Raw genomic sequence first — 20238 nt, 5'->3', positions numbered from 1 at the left:
TTCGAACCTGCGACCAATTGATTAAAAGTCAACTGCTCTACCAACTGAGCTAACGACCCATCTTTGGGATTACTTAATTACTTGTTTGTGCAGGATTTTAAGTTCTTCGAACTTCCCCTTACGGGCCGAACCTGCAACCATCTTGTAAAACTCAAATATTCTACCGACTGAGCTAACGACCTATCTGGATTACTTCTTTTTGCTACTATAGGTTTTAGATGGTGGGTCGTGCAGGATTCGAACCTGCGACCAATTGATTAAAAGTCAACTGCTCTACCGACTGAGCTAACGACCCATCTAAAACAATATTTCTAACTAAATTTCTTTTTGTCTTTCGAGATTCTTGGCTAACAGTATTCTCGTATCAACGGCGGCTTATATTACTGATTTCTGACGAGGGTGCAATGATTTTTTTGCAAAAAAAGATTAAATGCACACTTATCATACTGATAACCCCGAAATATTCGGTAATATGGCTTCGGGGTTATAAATTAAAGTGTACTCAGCTTTTTTTCGGCTAATTTTGAACCAGCACTGTTTGGATATTGTTTCAACACCTGTTGGTAAACAGCTTTTGCTTTATCTTTCTGTCCCTTATCTTGCATGATCAGCCCAACTTTATATAAGGCTTCGCTGCTTTTTTGGGATTTAGGATATTGCTTAACTACAGTTGCGAAATAAAAAGCAGCATCGTCTTTGCTACCTTTATTGTAGTTTAACTGCCCCAACCAATAATTGGCGTTAGATTGATACCCAGACTTAGGATAGGCTTTAACAAAGCCTTGTAATGCCCCTATTGCCTGATCAATTTGAGCTTTGGATTTGCTTTCCATCGCTAATTTGACTGCAGCATTGTAATCATCTTTCTCATTCCCACCTGTATTAGCAGCTGCCGTAGGTGCCGTTGAGGAAGGTGATGCGTTTGATGCACTAGTGTCAGGTGTTGTTGTATCACCTGAAGTTGCTGAGTTTCCACCGCCTGCATTGTCTAATTGCATGTATAAATCTTTCTGGCGCTCAATAACTTGATTCAATTTGTATTCACTTTCTTGAATCTGACCACGTAACATGTCGATGTCGCGTTGGTTGTCAGCGAGTTGTTGTTGAATTTGATACATGATTTGACCTTGAGAGCTAACTGCTGTCTCAAGTTGGGTAAGGCGATCTGTTGTTGAACCAGATCCGACATTGTTGATTGGCGCTTGGGCAATAGCAGCCCAAGGGGCCGCTACGCCAACCAATAACGACAGACCGACTAGTAAGTGTCTGAAGTTACTGTTCATAATAGATAATTTCGCTTATCTATTAGTATGCAATGACTGCACGACGGTTTTTCGCGTAGTCTGCTTCAGTGTGACCTAACACAGCTGGTTTTTCTTTACCGTAAGAAACCAGTGAAACTTGGTCACCAGAAACACCTTTGCTTTGCAGGTACATTTTAACTGCATTAGCACGACGCTCGCCCAGCGCGATGTTGTATTCTGGAGTACCACGCTCATCCGCATGACCTTCAACAACAACACGTACAGATGGGTTGCTACGCAGGAATGCTGCGTGTGCATCTAACATTTCAGCGTATTCTGGAGATACGTTGTATTTGTCAAAGCCAAAGTAAACAGTGTTGTTTTGTTGCAGCTGTTCCATTTGCTGACGTGCCAGCTCTTCCGCAGACAGACCAGTGTTAGTTTGGTTAGTAGAAGTATCTACGCCATCTTGGTCATTGTTTTTGTTAGAGCTACAAGCTGCGACTGCCATGATTGGTAACGCGATCATCAGCCCTTTAAGCACTTTATTCAGTTGCATCGTTTTGATCCTTAATATTTTTTGCCACACATTATTATTATGCATCACAGATACGGCGACCAGGCAGGGAATTTAACCTGTCCATCGGTAGCCGGAAGACGCGCTTTGAAACGCCCGTCGGTCGAAACTAGCTGCAATATAGTCCCCAAGCCTTGAGAGGAGCTATAAATTACCATAGTGCCGTTAGGTGCGATACTCGGCGTTTCATCTAGGAACGTTTTCGTTAAAAATTCAACGTTGTTCGTTGCCAGATCTTGTTTGGCGACATGTTGCTGACCGCCGCCGGAGCTGACCATCACTAAGAAAGTACCATCCGGGCTAACATCAGCGTCCTGATTTTGTGTTCCTTCCCAAGACACACGTTCAGGGCTGCCACCATTAATATTTATTTTATAGATCTGCGGACGTCCCGCCTGATCTGAAGTATAGACTAAAGTTTGGCTATCTGGCATCCAGCTTGGTTCCGTATTGTTACTACGTCCATCGGTCACCTGACGAATTTGCCCACTCGCTAAGTCCATAACATATAAATTCAGGCTGCCTGTTTTAGACAGTGCAAATGCCAATTTTGTGCCATCTGGAGAGAATGCAGGTGCCCCATTATGACGTGGGAAAGATGCGACCTGACGAACTGCTCCTGTTGATAACGTTTGAATGACAAGTGCTGAACTACCGCTTTCAAAAGTCACGTATGCCAGTTTTTCACCATCTGGTGACCAAGCTGGCGACATCAGAGGTTCTGGTGAACGGTGAACCGTAAACTGGTTAAAACCGTCATAATCAGAAACTCGTAATTCATATGGATACTGACCGCCTTTGTTAACAACAATATAAGCAATACGTGTACGGAATGCGCCACGAATACCCGTCAATTTTTCAAAGACTTCGTCACTTGCAGTATGCGCTGCATAACGTAACCATTCTTTGGTTACTTTATATTGGTTCTGAGATAAAACAGCACCTGGGTTAGCCGCAACATCAACTAACTGATAGCTAACGACAAAGCTACCATCTGCTGCTGGCTGTACCTGCCCCACAACAACAGCATTAATACCTAATGCTGTCCACGCTTCAGGAATCACTTCAGAAGCGGTACCAGGTTGTTGAGGCATGCGGCTTGGCTCGATAGGGTTAAATTTCCCACTATTGCGTAAATCAGCGCCGACTATTTGGCCGACTTCTTGTGGTGGTGCACCCGCACCTGACCATTTAAACGGCACAACGCCAATAGGTTGAGCTGAATTAACACCTTCAGTGATCTCAATACGTATTTCAGCCTGAGCCACTGTCGCCCATAGCATTAGGAACCCTAAAACTACTTTAAAAGCCTGCTTCATTCTTATCTCCCTTACTGCGGATTATTTACTACCGCAATAATTCGCTGAATTTTAACAAAGGTATAATAACAAAACTAGATACCACACAAACTATTTATGCTATTGCCTTAATAATATCAATACAGACTGCTCTGAGTTATTGAAAATCAAGGCTTAAACACAACTGTGCTACCCGCTTTATTAAACGTATCATAGACTTCTCTGCTCGGTGGCTTAGGCATCGTTGCAAGTTTTGCTGCACGAATTGCTGCATCACAGAGTGCCGCGTCATTAGCTGGGCTATTTTTTGGTATAATACTCACCAATAACCCATCAGGCGCGAGCTTCAATTGAAGTTCACAAGTACGTCCACGGAAAGTATCTGAATCATAAAATTTACTTTGGATAGCCGCTTTGACTTTACCAGCATAGCTGTCCACATCCGCATTGGAAGCGCCCGATTTTTTACCACCACCTTTTCCAGCTGCGGCTTCACCACCTTGTTTGCTTGGGCCCGAGGCAGTTAAATCACCAAGCAAATCATCTACGGAAGCCGCGTTTTTAGCCGCTTCAGCTTTGGCTTTCGCCGCTTTTGCTTTAGCTTCTTTATCGGCTTTTTCTTTAGCTTCTTTATCCGCTTTAGCTTTCGCTTCTTTTTCAGCTTTTACTTTAGCTTCTTTATCGGCTTTTTCCTTGGCTTCTTTTTCCGCTTTTTCTTTAGCTTCTTTTTCAGCTTTGGCTTTGGCGGCTTCGGCTTCTTTCTGCGCTTGCGCCTCGGCCTTCGCCTTCTCAGCCGCTTGCTCTTTAATTAGCTTTTCTTTTTCAGCTTTCGCTTTTGCAGCAGCTTCTTCCGCTATTTTTTGCTCTTCCTTCGCTTTTTTAGCAACGTCTAATGCTTTTTTCTGTTGTTCCTCAGCTTGCTTTTGTTGCTCAGCTGTATCACGTTGAATTTTAATACGCTCTTCTTCAAGCTGCTGAAGACGCTTTTGTTCCTTTTCTTGCTGTTCTCTAAGCTCAGCCTCTTGCTTTTGTTCTTGCTCTTTGCGCTCTTTTGCCGCTTGTCTGACGTTATTTTGCTGTCTTTGCATTTCTTCATACTGCTCAACAACCACGCCAGGGTCAACCATCACCGCATCGATGACAGTTCCCTCTTCCCCGCCACCACCAAGTTTGACGACGGAAACTAAAGAGCCTATAACAATCAAACCAATCAATAGGACGTGCAATACGATTGACATCACTAACGATCGATTTAAGTTATCTTTTTTCTCTTTTGTCTTTCCCACTCTGGTATCCAAAAAAAGAATTGTGACTTATTCAAACGACAATAACCCAGCCTAAATAGGCTGAGTCATCAAGCCAACCGATTTTATCCCTGCGCTGTGTAATATATTCAGCGCCTTAATCACTTCTTCGTAAGGGATTTCTTTTGCACCACCAATCAAGAAAATTGCTTTTGGATTTTTCTCTAGTTGAGATTTCGCCTCTGCAGCAATTTGCTCTGGTGGCAGCAATTCTAAAACCTCACCATCAAGGCGCATGTTATATTGGCCAACCCCCGACACTTCTAAAATAATCGGTGGGTTATCACTTGATGATACGGTTTGTGTATCTGTTGCATCCGGCAATTCAACTTCCACACTTTGAGAAATAATCGGTGCTGTTGCCATAAATATGAGCAACAGTACCAACAATACGTCCAGTAATGGAACAATGTTGATTTCGGATTTCAGCTCACGTCTGCGACTTGTGCGCGCCATTCGCTTATCTCCCCGTCTTATTTCTTATCAGCAGAGAAGGCTTGACGATGCAAGATGGCTAAAAACTCTTCCATAAAGTTATCGTAGTTTTGCTCTAATTTGCTGACACGTAAGTTCAAACGGTTAAATGCCATAACTGCTGGGATCGCTGCAAACAAACCAATTGCGGTTGCAATCAGCGCTTCAGCAATACCCGGTGCAACCATTTGTAATGTTGCTTGTTTTACCGCTCCCAATGCAATAAACGCATGCATAATCCCCCAAACAGTACCAAATAAACCAATATATGGGCTAATTGAACCAACAGTACCTAAAAATGGGATATGTGCTTCAACTGATTCGAGTTCACGATTCATTGAAATACGCATTGCACGGGAAGCTCCCGTCACTACTGCATCTGGCGCATGAATATTCGCTTGGTGTAAACGAACGAACTCTTTAAAACCAGAATGGAAAATTTGTTCGGCACCACTCAATTCATCACGGCGAGCTTGGCTTTCTTTATATAAGCGCGATAGCTCAATACCTGACCAGAACTTATCTTCAAATGCTTCAGCCTCACGCGTTGCCGCATTTAAAATTTTCGTTCTTTGAATAATGATCGCCCATGATGCGATAGAAAAACCGATCAAAACGAACATAATGAGCTGAACCAAAAGGCTCGCTTTAAGGAATAAATCCAGGATATTCATGTCAGTCACTGTTTAAACTCCGCGACAATAGACTTAGGAAGCGCAATTGGCTTCATTTTTGATGTGTCCACACAAGCAATAAGAGCATTTGCCCCACAAAGCAGGTTACCTTGCGAATCAACTAACCTTTGCTGAAAAGTTAAGGAAGCACGTTTCATTTCAATAATTTGTGTTTCAACTTCCAGCAGGTCATCCAGCTTCGCCCCTTTGACAAAATCAATTGTCATGCTTCGCACAACAAAGCCAAGGTTCTCAGCAAGCATACTTTGTTGATTGATACCTTTATTTCGCAGCATTTCGGTTCTTGCTCGCTCAAAAAAGGCTAAATAGCGTGCATGATAAACAACACCGCCCGCATCTGTATCTTCATAATACACGCGAACAGGCCAGCGAAATAACATAACAATCACTCCGTCTTAGGTTAAATTAATTAACGGTGCCACTATACGCAAGACAGTGCCAGTTTGGAATCACTTTGAAAGTAAAGATATCAAAAATAATTATGGGTCAATGGACCCATAATTAGCAATTAGAATTATCTAAAGACCTGAAAAAGTCCCCAAATAAGAATGATGGCAGCAGGCAATGGATGAAAAATTGCACGAAAGATAACTTTTTTAGGTTTAAAACCCACACCAAAAATCATCGCGGTACACGTTGCCCATATTAACAGCAGCCCTTGCCATATTTGAAATGAACTAGTTTTTGCAGCAAATAGGGTTGGATCCCACATGACTGCACCTGCAGTAACTAAAGCTAAAATAAGGATAAGGGCCCTTATCGGCCCCTTATCCAATAGCTGATAGGTTTTATCCACCAGCATTTTTATTACTCACCATCTTTAGCGGCTTTAGAGTCTTCAGAGTGCTCTAACGCTAATGCTGCGATCACTGCAAAACTACAAGCTAACAGCGTGCCGAGGATCCAGGCGAAATACCACATAGTTATGCTCCTTAATACAGTGAATGCTTGTTGCCTTCGATGAAGTTTTTGTCCAAACGACCGAACATTTTGTAGTAACACCATGCGGTGTATGCCAGTACGATTGGTACAAAGATAATAGCAACAACAGTCATTACTTGCAGTGTGAACAAGCTAGATGTTGCATCCCACATGGTCAAACTTGCGTTTGGCATGATGCTTGAAGGCATGATGAATGGGAACATTGCTACACCACAGGTTAAAATGATACAAGCGATGGTTAATGAAGAACTCACAAACGCCAAACCATTTTTGTCTGCTTTACTAAACAGCATTGTCACTAACGGCAGTGCTACACCCAGAGCAGGCAACGCCCACAGGATTGGGTAAGTATTGAAGTTAGTTAACCAAGCACCAGATTCAACGGCAACAGTTTTGTTTAGTGGGTTAGATACGCTTAATGTATCGATAGTTGAAGTAACAACATAACCATCAATACCCATCACTAACCAAACACCTGCGCCTGCGAAAGCCACTAAAGTGACTAATGCACAGATATAAGTTGCTTTACGAACACGTAAGTACAGTTCACCAGTGGTACGCATTTGCAAATAAGTTGCACCTTGCGTCACAATCATCATTAAGCCGACAACACCCGCTAACAGACCATATGGGTTTAGCAGACCAAACAGGTTACCTGTGTAAGTCAGATACTGTTGATTATCGATTTGCAGTGGAACACCTAATAACAGGTTACCAAACGCAACACCGATAACTAATGGTGGAACGAAACCACCAATAAACAGACCCCAGTCCCACATGTTACGCCATTTTGGGTTCTCCAGTTTTGAACGGTAGTCGAAACCAACCGGACGGAAGAACAATGCAGCTAATACCAAAATCATAGCAACATAGAAACCAGAGAATGCCGCAGCATAAACTTGTGGCCATGCAGCGAACATTGCACCACCCGCAGTGATTAACCAAACTTGGTTACCATCCCAGTGCGGTGCAACAGCATTAATCATGATACGGCGTTCAGTATCTGTTTTACCTAAAATAGGTAATAAGAAGCCAACGCCCATGTCAAAGCCATCTGTGACAGCAAACCCAATCAGTAATACACCGATAAGGATCCACCACACAAATCGAAGAACTTCATAATCAAACATAAGTGGACTCCTATTTACTGAACGTCGTGTGCAGAAGTGTTTTTCTGTTCAAAGTGATAACGACCGGTTTTCAGGCTACTTGGCCCTTTACGAGCGAATTTGAACATTAAGAACATTTCAGCAATTAAGAACAGTGTGTACAGACCACAGATCAATACCATAGAGAAGATCAGGTCATGAGTCGTCAAGTTAGAGTGTGCAACCGAAACAGGTAACACTTCACCAATTGCCCATGGCTGGCGACCATACTCTGCAACGAACCAACCTGACTCAATTGCAATCCATGGTAGTGGAATACCGAGCAGTGCAATACGCAGCAACAGTTTATTTTGACCAATACGGTTACGAACTACTGACAGGAATGCCCAGCCAATAATTAACAGTAACAGGAAGCCAACACCAACCATGATACGGAATGCCCAGAACAGAGGCCCAACGTTAGGAATACTATCTTTCACTGCTTTTTGGATTTGAGCTTCAGTTGCATCAACAACATTTGGTGCATATTGTTTTAACAGCAGACCATACCCAAGATCTTTTTTGCTTGCTTCAAATGCTGCGCGCAATTCAGGATCTTTGTTACCTGCAAGAAGTTCTTGTAACTGACCATATGCAATCATACCGTTACGAATGCGAACTTCGTGTTGTTTCATTAGGTCTTTCAGACCTAAAACAGGAGTGTCAACCGAGCGGGTTGCAATGATACCCATCGCCCAAGGAATCGAGATCGCAAATTTATTTTCTTGTTTCTCGGTATCTGGCCAAGCGATTAAGTTAAACGCGGCAGGAGGAGCATGAGTTTCCCACTCAGCTTCAACCGCTGCAAGTTTAGTTTTTTGCACGTCACCCATTTCGTAACCTGATTCATCACCAAGAACGATAACAGATAGAACCGCTGCAATACCAAAACTTGCTGCAATTGCAAAAGAACGCTTAGCAAAAGCAACATCACGACCTTTAAGCAGGTAGTAAGAGCTAATACCTAAGATAAACATTGCACCGGTACAATAACCCGCAGCAACTGTGTGGACGAACTTAACTTGTGCAACTGGGTTCAAGACTAGCTCAGAGAAGCTAACCATTTCCATACGCATAGTTTCAAAGTTGAAATCAGCAGCGATTGGGTTTTGCATCCAACCATTCGCAACCAAAATCCACAGAGCAGAGAAGTTAGAACCTAAAGCAACTAACCATGTTACAGCAAGGTGTTGTTTTTTGCTTAAACGATCCCAACCAAAGAAGAATAAACCGACAAAGGTAGATTCTAAGAAGAACGCCATCAAACCTTCGATTGCAAGAGGTGCACCGAAGATATCTCCAACATAGTGCGCGTAGTAAGACCAGTTAGTACCGAATTGGAACTCCATGGTCAAACCCGTTGCAACACCTAGGGCAAAGTTAATACCGAATAACTTACCCCAGAACTTAGTCATATCTTTATAAATTTGCTTGCCTGACAGTACATATACCGTTTCCATGATCGCAAGCAAAAACGCCATACCTAGCGTTAATGGTACGAACAGAAAGTGATACATCGCAGTTAAGGCAAACTGTAATCGTGACAGTTCGACAATATCAAACATCTTGACTCCTTGCTCCTAGCAGGAAGACACCGACTTGCGGCAACCCAGCTTCCAGTTTTTAATACTTAGAAAGCCTCTTAACTACCAGCAAAAAAATGCCTCAAAACAACAAATAATTAACAAAATTAAAAGAACGAACATTACTATAATAATAGTACGCCTATCTTCACACACAATAAACTTCTTTTACGTGATTCAGATTTGAATTCTGAATTTACATCAATAATTATACCCTTTAATAGAAAACCGAGTATTTGATCGAGCACCAATTTAAGCAATTTAAGCAAATAAAGCCAGAGGCAATGAATTGATTTACGTCAATTTTTTTCCTATTGTTAATTGCTATACCTGCCAGTCAATTAATGGTTATTTACTTGTTAAAATGCTGTTATTGATAATGACATAAATGTTCTTAATTTTTCCAAAGATTAACAAAAAATATAATCTATGAATTAAAGCCTCGAAAAAAGAATATTTAATTTGTAATAGTATCTTATTTTAAACTTATTATGAATTTTATTAATATAGCCTTTTTTATCAAAAAACGGTTATATTGGCTTAATTGAATTATCGTCAATATTATAAAATTGACATGTCGCAATTTTGCTATTTTTTGCACAAAATGCGACTAACTCCCCCCTTCCTCGCCTAATTGGCATTTTATTACCCATTTTCCTTCATATAACCCTTTAGTCCGCATTTTTAAGTATAGACATACTTTTCATAAAACCGCATAACCATACAAAAATTGTTTGAAACATTTTTGCAAGGTATAAAAAAACCCGCGCTCTCATGAGCACGGGCTTTCGTCTCTTACTCTTGCTAGTTACCTAGCGAATTACTTATTTGTTCAACAGTGATTTTACTGCATCACCGATGTCTGCAAGGCTACGAACGGTTTTCACACCAGCCGCTTCTAATGCAGCAAATTTCTCATCAGCAGTGCCTTTACCGCCTGCGATGATTGCACCTGCGTGGCCCATACGTTTGCCTTTTGGTGCAGTTACACCTGCGATGTAACCGACAACAGGTTTAGTGACGTGCTCTTTAATATAAGCCGCTGCTTCTTCTTCTGCGTTACCACCGATTTCACCGATCATGACGATAGCTTCAGTTTGTGGATCCGCTTGGAATAATTTCAGGATATCAATAAAGTTTGAACCGGGGATTGGGTCACCACCGATACCAACACACGTTGATTGACCTAAGCCTGCATCTGTTGTTTGTTTAACAGCTTCATAAGTCAACGTACCTGAACGCGAAACGATACCGACTTTACCTGGCATATGGATATGACCAGGTTGGATACCAATCTTACATTCACCCGGAGTGATAACACCTGGGCAGTTAGGACCAATCATACGAACGCCTGCTTCGTCTAATTTCACTTTAACTGTCAGCATATCCAACGTTGGGATACCTTCAGTGATGGTGATAATCAGTTTAATGCCAGCATCGATAGCTTCTAAGATAGAATCTTTACAAAATGGTGCTGGAACATAGATAACAGAGGCTGTTGCACCCGTAGCTTCTACAGCTTCACGAACGGTGTTAAATACAGGTAAACCTAAGTGTACAGTGCCACCTTTACCTGGAGTCACACCACCCACCATTTGCGTGCCATAAGCAATCGCTTGTTCTGAGTGGAATGTACCTTGGCCACCTGTGAAACCTTGGCAAATTACTTTGGTGTTTTTATCGATTAAAATAGACATTATTTAGCCTCCGCTGCTGCTACTGCTTTCTTAGCTGCATCTGTCAGGCTGTTCGCAGCGATAATATTCAAGCCGCTGTCTGCCAGTTTTTTAGCACCTAACTCTGCATTGTTACCTTCTAAACGCACAACTACTGGTACATTTACGCCAACTTCTTCAACTGCACCAATGATGCCGTCTGCAATCAGGTCGCAGCGAACGATACCACCAAAGATGTTAACAAAAACTGCTTTCACGTTTTCATCAGAAAGAATAATTTTAAATGCTTCAGTTACACGCTCTTTTGTCGCGCCGCCGCCAACATCTAAGAAGTTAGCTGGTGCACCACCGTGCAGCTTAACGATATCCATGGTACCCATTGCAAGGCCCGCACCGTTAACCATACAGCCGATATTGCCATCTAACGCAACGTAGTTCAGTTCCCACTGAGCGGCTTGTGCTTCACGTGCATCTTCTTGTGATTCATCACGCAGTTCACGAATTTCTGGTTGGCGATATAACGCGTTGCTATCGATACCTAATTTACCATCTAAACAAACTAAATCACCCGCAGTACTAATAACCAGTGGATTGATTTCAGCTAATGCTAAATCGCGTTCTAAGAATAACGTTGCCAGACCCATGAAAATTTTCGCGAATTGGCTAACTTGTTTACCGGTTAAGCCTAATTTGAATGCTAATTCACGGCCTTGGAAAGGCATTGGGCCAGTCAGTGGGTCGATAATCGCTTTATGAATTAACTCTGGAGTCTCTTCTGCTACTTTCTCGATTTCCACGCCACCTTCGGTAGATGCCATGAATACAACGCGACGAGTGCTACGGTCTACAACCGCACCTAAATAGAGTTCTTTAGCAATATCAGTTGCCGTTTCAACCAGAATTTGGTTAACAGGCTGGCCGTTTGCATCAGTTTGATAGGTAACTAAGTTTTTACCTAACCAGTGTTCTGCAAATGCTTTCACTTCATTGATATCACTAGTGACTTTTACGCCGCCAGCTTTACCACGTCCACCTGCGTGAACTTGGCATTTAATTACCCATGGGCCGTCACCAATTTTTTTAGCAGCATCGACGGTTTCAGCGACTGATGAACAGGCATAACCTGTCGGTGCAGGCATCCCATAACGTGCAAACAACTGTTTTGCCTGGTACTCGTGTAAATTCATGATGTTCTATCCATAATTGAGTCTGAAGAGGCGTTTATTCGCCTCCTGCAATTGTTACTGATTTAGCAACCCGCGAACGGGCTGCATCGGTTACTTCAGACCGGACAAGTTGTACCCTGCCCTGTTATGTTGCTATACGTCCAGCAGTAAACGAGTTGGATCTTCCAGCATATCTTTGATAGCGACTAAGAAGCCAACTGACTCACTACCATCGATTAAACGGTGGTCGTAAGACAGTGCTAAATACATCATAGGAAGAATCTCTACCTTACCATTTACAGCCATAGGGCGGTCTTTAATCGCATGCATGCCTAAAATCGCGCTCTGTGGTGGGTTAATGATAGGTGTAGACATCAGAGAACCGAATACGCCACCATTAGTGATAGTGAAGTTACCGCCACTTAAGTCTTCAACAGTTAATTTACCATCACGACCTTTGACAGCCAGTTCTTTAATTTTCTTCTCGATATCAGCCATGCTCATTGCATCGACATCACGTAGAACAGGTGTTACCAGACCACGTGGTGTTGAAACTGCAATACTAATATCGAAATAGTTATGGTAAACCACATCATCGCCATCGATAGAAGCATTCACTTCTGGGTAGCGTTTCAGTGCTTCAACAGCAGCTTTCACATAGAAAGACATAAAGCCTAAACGAACACCATGACGTTTTTCGAATACTTCGCCATATTGTTTACGTAAGTCTTTGATTGGTTGCATATTGACTTCGTTAAACGTCGTCAACATTGCAGTAGTGTTTTTCGCTTCTAACAGACGCTCTGCGATACGTTTACGTAAACGCGTCATTGGAACACGTTTTTCGCTACGATGCGCTAAAGGCGCTTGTGGCGCTTCTGGTGCTTTCGCCGCAGGTGCCGCAGATTTATTTGCTGCTAAATGTTTTTCAACATCTTCGCGAGTTAAACGTCCACCAACGCCAGTCCCTTTGATATCCGCAGGGTTTAAATCGTGCTCTGCAATTAAACGGCGAATAGCTGGGGTCAGCGCATCGTTGCTTTCTGTTTCTAGACTTGCAGTTTGACGTTGTGCAGGTGTTGATTCTTGTGCTTCTTTCACTTCAGCAGGGATACCAGTGCTGTCGCCTAAACGAATGCGCCCCAGTAATTGCTTAGATAATACCGTTGCACCTTCATCTTCAACGATAGCTTCTAATACACCCGCTTCGCTTGCAGGAACTTCTAATACGACTTTATCTGTTTCGATCTCAACCAGTACTTCATCACGCTGAACACTGTCACCTGGTTTTTTATGCCATGTGGCAACCGTAGCATCTGCAACGGACTCAGGAAGATCGGGAACAAGAATTTCTACGCTACTCATTTTCTATCCTTTAATTATTCAATGTTCAAAGCGTCATTAACCAGGGCTTTTTGTTGTTCCTGGTGTACGGACGTATAGCCAACTGCTGGAGATGAAGAAGCAGCTCGACCTGCATAACGTAAAGTTGCCCCTGCTGGGATAGCTTCACGGAAGTTATGTTGACTGCAATACCAAGCACCTTGGTTTAATGGCTCTTCTTGACACCATACAAAGTCTTTTACATCAGTAAATTGCGCCAACGCTTTTTGAATGTCTTCGTGTGGGAACGGATATAGCTGTTCGATACGCACGATAGCAACGTCAGTTTGTTCATTTTTACGACGTTGTTCTAACAGATCGTAATAGACTTTCCCTGAACACATAACGACGCGTTTCACATTTTTCGGATTGATTTCATCGATTTCACCGATAACTGGCTCAAATGTACCATTTGCCAATTCTTCCATGCTAGAGACCGCTAATGGGTGACGTAGCAGAGATTTTGGTGACATCACAATCAGAGGACGACGCATGCCACGTAAGGCTTGGCGACGTAACATGTGGTAAACCTGAGCAGGTGTTGACGGAACACACACTTGCATGTTTTGGTCAGCACACAGTTGCAAGTAACGCTCTAAACGTGCAGATGAGTGCTCTGGACCCTGACCTTCATAACCATGAGGCAGTAACATGACCAGACCACACATACGACCCCATTTTTGCTCACCAGAGCTAATGAATTGGTCGATAACCACTTGAGCACAGTTAGCGAAGTCACCAAATTGTGCTTCCCAGATAGTCAATGCACGAGGTTCTGTGGTTGCATAACCATATTCGAATGCTAATACGGCATTTTCAGTCAGAACAGAGTCCCAAACATTAAACACGCCTTGGCCATTATGAATATTTTGCAGTGGAACATAAACTGAACCATTCGTTTGGTTGTGGACCACTGCATGACGGTGGAAGAATGTACCACGGCCCGCATCTTCACCCGATAAACGAACAGGAATACCTTCATCAACCAATGTTGCGTACGCTAAAGTTTCAGCTGCACCCCAGTCGAGAAGCTTTTCACCTTTCGCCATTTCGGCACGGTCTGCATAAATTTTCTCAACACGAGATTGCGCAACCACGCCCTCTGGAATGGTACTAACTTTAGTTGCCAGTTCAGTTAAGCGTTTAATATCAACGGTTGATTTATATGATGCATCCCATTCATGGTTTAAATATGGAGCCCATGTGTATGAATTCAGACCCATTTCACGGTACTCTTCAACCACACAGTTACCTGCATCTAGCGCATCGCGATACAGATTGACCATTTCAGTGACATCATTAGCACTTAACACATTTTCTGCAATTAAACGGTCTGCATAAATTTTACGTGGTGTTGGGTGCTGCTTGATTTTTTGATACATCACTGGCTGAGTTGCACTTGGCTCATCCGCTTCGTTATGGCCATGGCGGCGATAACATACTAAATCAATCATAACATCGCGTTTGAACGTGTTACGGAAATCCAGTGCCAAACGAGTTACAAATGCCACTGCTTCAGGGTCATCTGCATTCACGTGGAAAATTGGGGCCTGCACCATCTTCACGATATCTGTGCAGTATTCTGTAGAACGGGTGTCTTTCGGGTTAGAAGTGGTAAAACCAATTTGGTTGTTAATTACGATACGCACCGTACCGCCGACTTCATAACCACGTGCTTGTGACATATTCAACGTTTCTTGCACAACACCTTGGCCAGTTACTGCGGAGTCACCGTGAATAGTAATAGGCAGAACCATGTTGCTACGGCCTTCATCTAAACGGTCACGACGAGCACGTACTGAACCAATAACCACAGGGCTAACAATTTCAAGGTGAGATGGGTTAAATGCCAATGCTAAGTGAACACGAGAGCCTGCGGTTTCAAAGTCAGAAGAGAAACCTTGGTGATATTTAACGTCACCCGCACTAGAGTGGTCTTTATGTTTACCCGCGAATTCATCAAATAATTCGCCCGGTTTTTTACCTAAGATATTAACTAAAACGTTTAAACGACCACGGTGAGCCATACCTAAAACAACTTCACGGGTATCTTGCTTGCCTGCGTGGTGGATTAAATCTTTCAGCATTGGGATCAGTGAATCACCACCTTCCAATGAGAAACGCTTGGCGCCTGGGAATTTAGCCCCAATGTAACGCTCAAGCCCTTCAGCCGCGGTTAATTCAGCTAAGAAGCGTTTTTTCTCTTCTACTGAGAAGATCTTAGAAACGTCAACAGACTCAAGACGTTGTTGGATCCAACGTTTTTCTTCTGTATTCGTGATATGCATATATTCAGCACCGATAGAACCGCAATAAATACGTTTCAGGTGCTCATATAGCTCACTAAGCTTCATGGTTTCTTTGCCAATAGCAAATGAACCCACGTTGAATGTTTCGTTGAAGTCTTCTTTCGTCAGGTTGTGGAATGCTGGGTCTAAATCTGGAACAGATTCACGTTTCCAAAGACCTAACGGGTCAAGATTCGCATTTTGGTGCCCGCGGAAGCGGAACGCATTGATTAATTGCAAAACTTTAACTTGTTTTGCGTCGATAGCTGGATCGCTAACAGAGGTGTGATAACGTGTAGAGTCTTTTGCTAAGCGACGGAAGTAATCGCGCGCTTGGGAGTGGAATTGTTCGCCGCTAGTGCCTAATGCTGCACCAGGGAGTTGCTCAAAAATTGCTTTCCACTCGGCATCGACAGAGTTAGGGTCAGTCAGATAATCTTCATAGAGCTGTTCTATATAAGTCTGGTTCGCGCCTGCCAGAAAGCTTGAATCCAGCCAGTCCTTCATTACGCCGTTCTGCATTGTGATCCCTTAAGCTATTAAAGCTTTAGTTTTCGCCGTGGTTAACTAATCGCCGCATTTAAGCGACCTCGATAAAGGTTCTCTTGGACGTGCTTTATGCATGTTCTCTCTTTGGGAGGCCCTTTATCAGTAAGGGTTTCCCTTTTAAGGAACCTTTAAAAACTGGCTGCGGTTTTTAAAGGCCCCTATGCTTGGGCTGTCGTCTTCATCTTTTGCAGTTGGCTATTTTTTCTACTTTTTACTGTTACTTTCTTTGCTTTCACTTTTTTACGCTTTTGTAATGACAACGTTTTAATAAATACTACTTTTTATGGGTGACAATGTTACTTTCTGATGCTCATTGTTGGTATTTCGTTTTCGCGCTTTTGTGAGCTTCCGCGCATTAAAATCATGTCATTGTTTTTACTTTACGCGTTTCTTTTAACTTATGTTTTTATTTTGTGCTATTTCCATTTTAACCCACAGCACCTGAGCACTGCGGGTTAAATATTCATCATTAAGCGCTATGTTTTAGTAACATAGATTTAATATGACCAATAGCTTTCGTTGGATTTAGTCCTTTAGGGCATACATTGACACAATTCATGATGCTATGACAGCGGAAGACACTAAAAGCGTCGTTCAGATCATCTAATCGTGAATCGGTTTCAGTATCACGGCTATCAATTAAGAAGCGATACGCTGCCAACAAGCCTGCAGGCCCGATAAACTTGTCCGGATTCCACCAGAAAGATGGGCAAGAAGTCGAACAACAAGCACACAAAATACACTCATATAAACCATCGAGTTTTTCACGTTGTGCAGGAGTTTGTAAATTCTCACGCGCCGGTGGATTCTTGTTATCATTAATGAGATATGGACGAATTTTTTCGTATTGGGTATAGAATTGTGTCATGTCGATAATCAGGTCACGCACAACAGGCAGACCCGGCAATGGACGAATGACAATTTTCTTCCCACCACGGATTAAAGCAGATAATGGCGTAATACATGCCAACCCGTTTTTACCGTTCATGTTCAGACCATCAGAACCGCACACCCCTTCACGACAAGAACGACGGAAGGATAATGTTGGATCTTGCTCTTTGATTTGGATTAACGCATCCAGCAACATCATGTCACGCCCTTCAGGAACTTCTAGCGTGTAATCTTGCATACGAGGTGCGTTGTCCACATCAGGATTGTAGCGATAAATCGAAAATTGTAATTTCATAGTTTATTTCTCCGCAACTGGATTAACACCACGCATTAGTAGGTACGAATTTTCGGTGGGAAGGCTTCACGCAGTTTTGGCTGCATGTTGACTTCACGACGCGTCATCGTTTCAGATTGCGGTAAATATAATGAGTGACATAACCAATTCGCATCGTCTCGCTCTGGGTAGTCAAAGCGGCTATGCGCACCACGACTTTCTGTACGGAAGTTTGCAGCTTGAGCAGTTGCATAAGCCGTTTCCATCAGGTTATCCAGTTCTAAACATTCGATACGCTGAGTATTAAATTCAGTCGAGGTATCATCAAGACGCGCATTTTGTAGACGTTCACGAATCACTTTCAGCTCTTCTAAGCCTTTCGCCATCGCATCACCTTCACGGAATACCGAGAAGTTATGCTGCATACAAGTTTGCAGTGCTTTACGGATTTCAGTTGGGTCTTCGCCAGTACGAGCACCTTCCCAACGGTTAAAGCGAGTCATCGCTGCATCGATATCAGATTCAGACGCATCACGCATTGAACCTTGTTCCATGATGGACTCTTTCAAATGCAGACCCGCTGAACGACCAAATACGACTAAGTCGAGAAGTGAGTTACCGCCTAAACGGTTAGCGCCATGTACAGATACACAGGCAATTTCACCGACAGCAAACAGACCCGGAATAACTTCATCTTCGCCATTTTCGTTATAACGAATAGCTTGACCAGTGACTTTAGTCGGAATACCGCCCATCATGTAGTGACAAGTAGGAATAACTGGAATTGGCTCTTTGATTGGGTCAACGTGAGCAAAGGTGCGAGATAACTCAAGAATACCCGGTAAACGTGATTCCAGAACTTCTTTTCCTAAGTGATCCAGTTTCAGTTTGGCATGTGGGCCCCATGGACCATCACAACCACGACCTTCACGGATTTCAATCATAATAGAACGTGCGACAACATCACGACCCGCAAGGTCTTTTGCGTTCGGCGCATAGCGCTCCATGAAGCGTTCACCGTCTTTGTTCAACAGATAACCACCTTCACCACGGCAGCCTTCAGTGACGAGAACACCTGCACCTGCGATACCTGTTGGGTGGAATTGCCACATTTCCATATCTTGTAGTGGAACACCTGCGCGAGCAGCCATCCCTACGCCATCACCCGTATTGATGTGTGCGTTAGTAGTTGATTGGTAAATACGACCAGCACCACCGGTTGCTAAAATAGTGGCTTTCGCTTTGAAATAAACCAGCTCACCTGTTTCCATACAAATTGCAGTACAACCTACGATATCACCATCTTGGTTTTTAACTAAATCAAGGGCATACCATTCAGAAAAAATGGTTGTGTGGTTTTTTAAGTTCTGCTGATACAAAGTATGTAACAGTGCGTGGCCAGTACGGTCAGCCGCAGCCGCAGTACGTGCAGCTTGCTCACCACCGAAGTTTTTAGACTGACCACCAAATGGACGTTGATAAATACTTCCGTCATCAAGACGAGAGAATGGCAACCCCATATGCTCTAATTCGAGGATAGCCTCTGGCCCTGTTTTACACATATATTCAATCGCATCTTGGTCACCGATGTAGTCGGAACCTTTCACGGTATCGTACATGTGCCATTCCCAGTTATCAGGGTGAGTATTACCTAAAGCAACAGTAATACCGCCTTGTGCTGATACAGTATGAGAACGGGTTGGGAAGACTTTTGACAGAAGTGCGCAAGATAGGCCCATCTGTGAAATTTGTAATGCGGCACGCATACCTGCGCCACCCGCACCGATAACGATAGCGTCAAACTCTCTGATTGGCAGATTCATTTATGCACCCCACACAACAATTGTTCCGTAAATTAAATAAGCCAACAGACCTACAACGATAGCCAGCTGCAATACTAAACGAATTGCTAAAGGTTTAACGTAGTCAGTCAGCACTTGCCACATGCCAATCCACGCATGGACAAGAATCGAGAACAAGGTGAGGATTGTAAATACTTTCGTCACAGAAGAGGCGAAAAAGCCACGCCAGACTTCATAGGTAATGTCGTTAATAGCAACAAAACCAACAATGTAGAGTACGTAGAGTGCGATGACAATCGCAGAACCACGGATTAATAGCCAGTCCTGGATACCAGTACGGCCTAAAGCTGAAGCATTACTTACCATACTAAAATCCCCGCCAGAATTGCTAAAATCACGGTAATGACAAATGTAATTTTTGCAGATGAGTTACCAGCAGCAAGCGTTTCATCAACACAACCGAAATCCATTAGCATATGACGAATACCACCACAGATGTGGTAAGCCAAAGCAGTCAAGATGCCCCAAAGAATGAACTTAGCAAAAAAGCCAGTCATTATTTCAGACGCGTATTGAAAACCTTCTGGAGAGGAGAGAGATGTCCCTAACAACCAAAGCAGAATACCAACTGCGATGAGAGTAATGACGCCAGAGACACGGTGCAAGATCGAAGATATTGCAGTGATCGGGAAGTGAATCGTCTGCAAATCAAGGTTGACAGGTCTTTGTTTTTTCACAATTTTGCCCACACAGCTCTTTATTATTTTCCATCCTCCGGACCTGGGGTGGAAATCAGACAGCGACAGGGGTACAAAATGCAACTTAACACAAACTCTAATCCATCATGTTTAAATAAAGTTGCATACTGATCACGCTGGGAACTCCTACTACAGGGTAATCCGGAGACCTGCCGCTAGTATAAAGTCTTCACAATGCCATTACAA

General features: G+C 43.1%; 19 protein-coding genes and 1 tRNA gene. All 20 read right to left on the bottom strand.

The genetic code is table 11. From position 1 onward, the window contains the following. Positions 1-219: 219 nt before the first annotated feature. A tRNA-Lys gene (locus tag PR683_RS19645) sits at positions 220-295 on the bottom strand. 196 nt (positions 296-491) lie between these two features. After that, complete coding sequence (cpoB, locus tag PR683_RS19640; protein ID WP_109912827.1) at positions 492-1283, bottom strand: cell division protein CpoB; 792 nt, start codon at positions 1281-1283, stop codon at positions 492-494. 22 nt (positions 1284-1305) lie between these two features. Then, the gene (gene pal, locus PR683_RS19635; protein WP_004909091.1) at positions 1306-1803 is read right to left on the bottom strand and encodes a peptidoglycan-associated lipoprotein Pal; all 498 of its coding nucleotides are present in this window, start codon (positions 1801-1803) and stop codon (positions 1306-1308) included. A gap of 44 nt (positions 1804-1847) precedes the next feature. Then, a complete protein-coding gene (tolB, locus tag PR683_RS19630; protein WP_004909089.1) occupies positions 1848-3140 on the bottom strand; it encodes a Tol-Pal system beta propeller repeat protein TolB in 1293 nt (430 codons plus the stop codon). A 146-nt stretch (positions 3141-3286) separates the two neighbouring features. Then, positions 3287-4405 (bottom strand): cell envelope integrity protein TolA, encoded by a 1119-nt coding sequence (tolA, locus tag PR683_RS19625; RefSeq protein ID WP_272581949.1) that lies wholly within the window; start codon positions 4403-4405, stop codon positions 3287-3289. A 51-nt stretch (positions 4406-4456) separates the two neighbouring features. Beyond that, the gene (tolR, locus tag PR683_RS19620; protein ID WP_272581948.1) at positions 4457-4879 is read right to left on the bottom strand and encodes a colicin uptake protein TolR; all 423 of its coding nucleotides are present in this window, start codon (positions 4877-4879) and stop codon (positions 4457-4459) included. A gap of 17 nt (positions 4880-4896) precedes the next feature. Beyond that, the gene (gene tolQ, locus PR683_RS19615; protein ID WP_004256787.1) at positions 4897-5580 is read right to left on the bottom strand and encodes a Tol-Pal system protein TolQ; all 684 of its coding nucleotides are present in this window, start codon (positions 5578-5580) and stop codon (positions 4897-4899) included. Next, positions 5577-5972 carry a tol-pal system-associated acyl-CoA thioesterase gene (ybgC, locus tag PR683_RS19610; protein ID WP_004256789.1) on the bottom strand — a complete coding sequence of 132 codons (396 nt, stop codon included), beginning with the start codon at positions 5970-5972 and terminating at the stop codon, positions 5577-5579. Before ybgC ends, tolQ begins: the two co-directional genes overlap by 4 nt. A 134-nt stretch (positions 5973-6106) precedes the next feature. Then, positions 6107-6394: a cyd operon protein YbgE gene (gene ybgE, locus PR683_RS19605; RefSeq protein WP_004256791.1), complete on the bottom strand. Its 288-nt coding sequence runs from the start codon at positions 6392-6394 to the stop codon at positions 6107-6109. A gap of 5 nt (positions 6395-6399) precedes the next feature. Further along, positions 6400-6513 carry a cytochrome bd-I oxidase subunit CydX gene (gene cydX, locus PR683_RS19600; RefSeq protein WP_004909083.1) on the bottom strand — a complete coding sequence of 38 codons (114 nt, stop codon included), beginning with the start codon at positions 6511-6513 and terminating at the stop codon, positions 6400-6402. Between the two features lie 11 nt (positions 6514-6524). Then, positions 6525-7664: a cytochrome d ubiquinol oxidase subunit II gene (gene cydB, locus PR683_RS19595; protein WP_004909081.1), complete on the bottom strand. Its 1140-nt coding sequence runs from the start codon at positions 7662-7664 to the stop codon at positions 6525-6527. Between the two features lie 14 nt (positions 7665-7678). Continuing rightward, positions 7679-9247, bottom strand: coding sequence for a cytochrome ubiquinol oxidase subunit I (cydA, locus tag PR683_RS19590; RefSeq protein ID WP_004256799.1), 1569 nt, complete (start codon positions 9245-9247; stop codon positions 7679-7681). Positions 9248-10089: 842 nt separating this feature from the next. Then, positions 10090-10962 (bottom strand): succinate--CoA ligase subunit alpha, encoded by an 873-nt coding sequence (sucD, locus tag PR683_RS19585; RefSeq protein WP_004256808.1) that lies wholly within the window; start codon positions 10960-10962, stop codon positions 10090-10092. Continuing rightward, entirely contained in the window at positions 10962-12128 is a 1167-nt protein-coding gene (gene sucC / locus PR683_RS19580; RefSeq protein ID WP_004909077.1) for an ADP-forming succinate--CoA ligase subunit beta, read from the bottom strand. The genes sucD and sucC overlap by 1 nt, the downstream gene beginning before the upstream one ends. Before the next feature lie 132 nt (positions 12129-12260). Then, positions 12261-13472, bottom strand: a complete 1212-nt coding sequence (gene odhB / locus PR683_RS19575; RefSeq protein ID WP_004909074.1) for a 2-oxoglutarate dehydrogenase complex dihydrolipoyllysine-residue succinyltransferase — start codon at positions 13470-13472, stop codon at positions 12261-12263. Between the two features lie 14 nt (positions 13473-13486). Beyond that, positions 13487-16300: a 2-oxoglutarate dehydrogenase E1 component gene (sucA, locus tag PR683_RS19570; RefSeq protein WP_004909072.1), complete on the bottom strand. Its 2814-nt coding sequence runs from the start codon at positions 16298-16300 to the stop codon at positions 13487-13489. Between the two features lie 496 nt (positions 16301-16796). Beyond that, positions 16797-17513 (bottom strand): succinate dehydrogenase iron-sulfur subunit, encoded by a 717-nt coding sequence (locus PR683_RS19565; protein ID WP_004256824.1) that lies wholly within the window; start codon positions 17511-17513, stop codon positions 16797-16799. 35 nt (positions 17514-17548) lie between these two features. Further along, the gene (sdhA, locus tag PR683_RS19560) at positions 17549-19315 is read right to left on the bottom strand and encodes a succinate dehydrogenase flavoprotein subunit (RefSeq protein WP_004909067.1); all 1767 of its coding nucleotides are present in this window, start codon (positions 19313-19315) and stop codon (positions 17549-17551) included. Beyond that, positions 19316-19660 carry a succinate dehydrogenase membrane anchor subunit gene (gene sdhD, locus PR683_RS19555; protein WP_004909064.1) on the bottom strand — a complete coding sequence of 115 codons (345 nt, stop codon included), beginning with the start codon at positions 19658-19660 and terminating at the stop codon, positions 19316-19318. It lies immediately after the preceding gene. Beyond that, positions 19654-20043 (bottom strand): succinate dehydrogenase cytochrome b556 subunit, encoded by a 390-nt coding sequence (gene sdhC / locus PR683_RS19550; RefSeq protein WP_004909059.1) that lies wholly within the window; start codon positions 20041-20043, stop codon positions 19654-19656. The genes sdhD and sdhC overlap by 7 nt, the downstream gene beginning before the upstream one ends. Between the last annotated feature and the right edge of the window lie 195 nt (positions 20044-20238).

Source organism: Providencia sp. PROV269, assembly GCF_028477785.1.
Classification (GTDB): domain Bacteria; phylum Pseudomonadota; class Gammaproteobacteria; order Enterobacterales; family Enterobacteriaceae; genus Providencia; species Providencia rettgeri.
The sequence above is the reverse complement of the archived record's forward strand: the minus strand, read 5'-3'. Positions and strand labels throughout refer to the sequence as shown.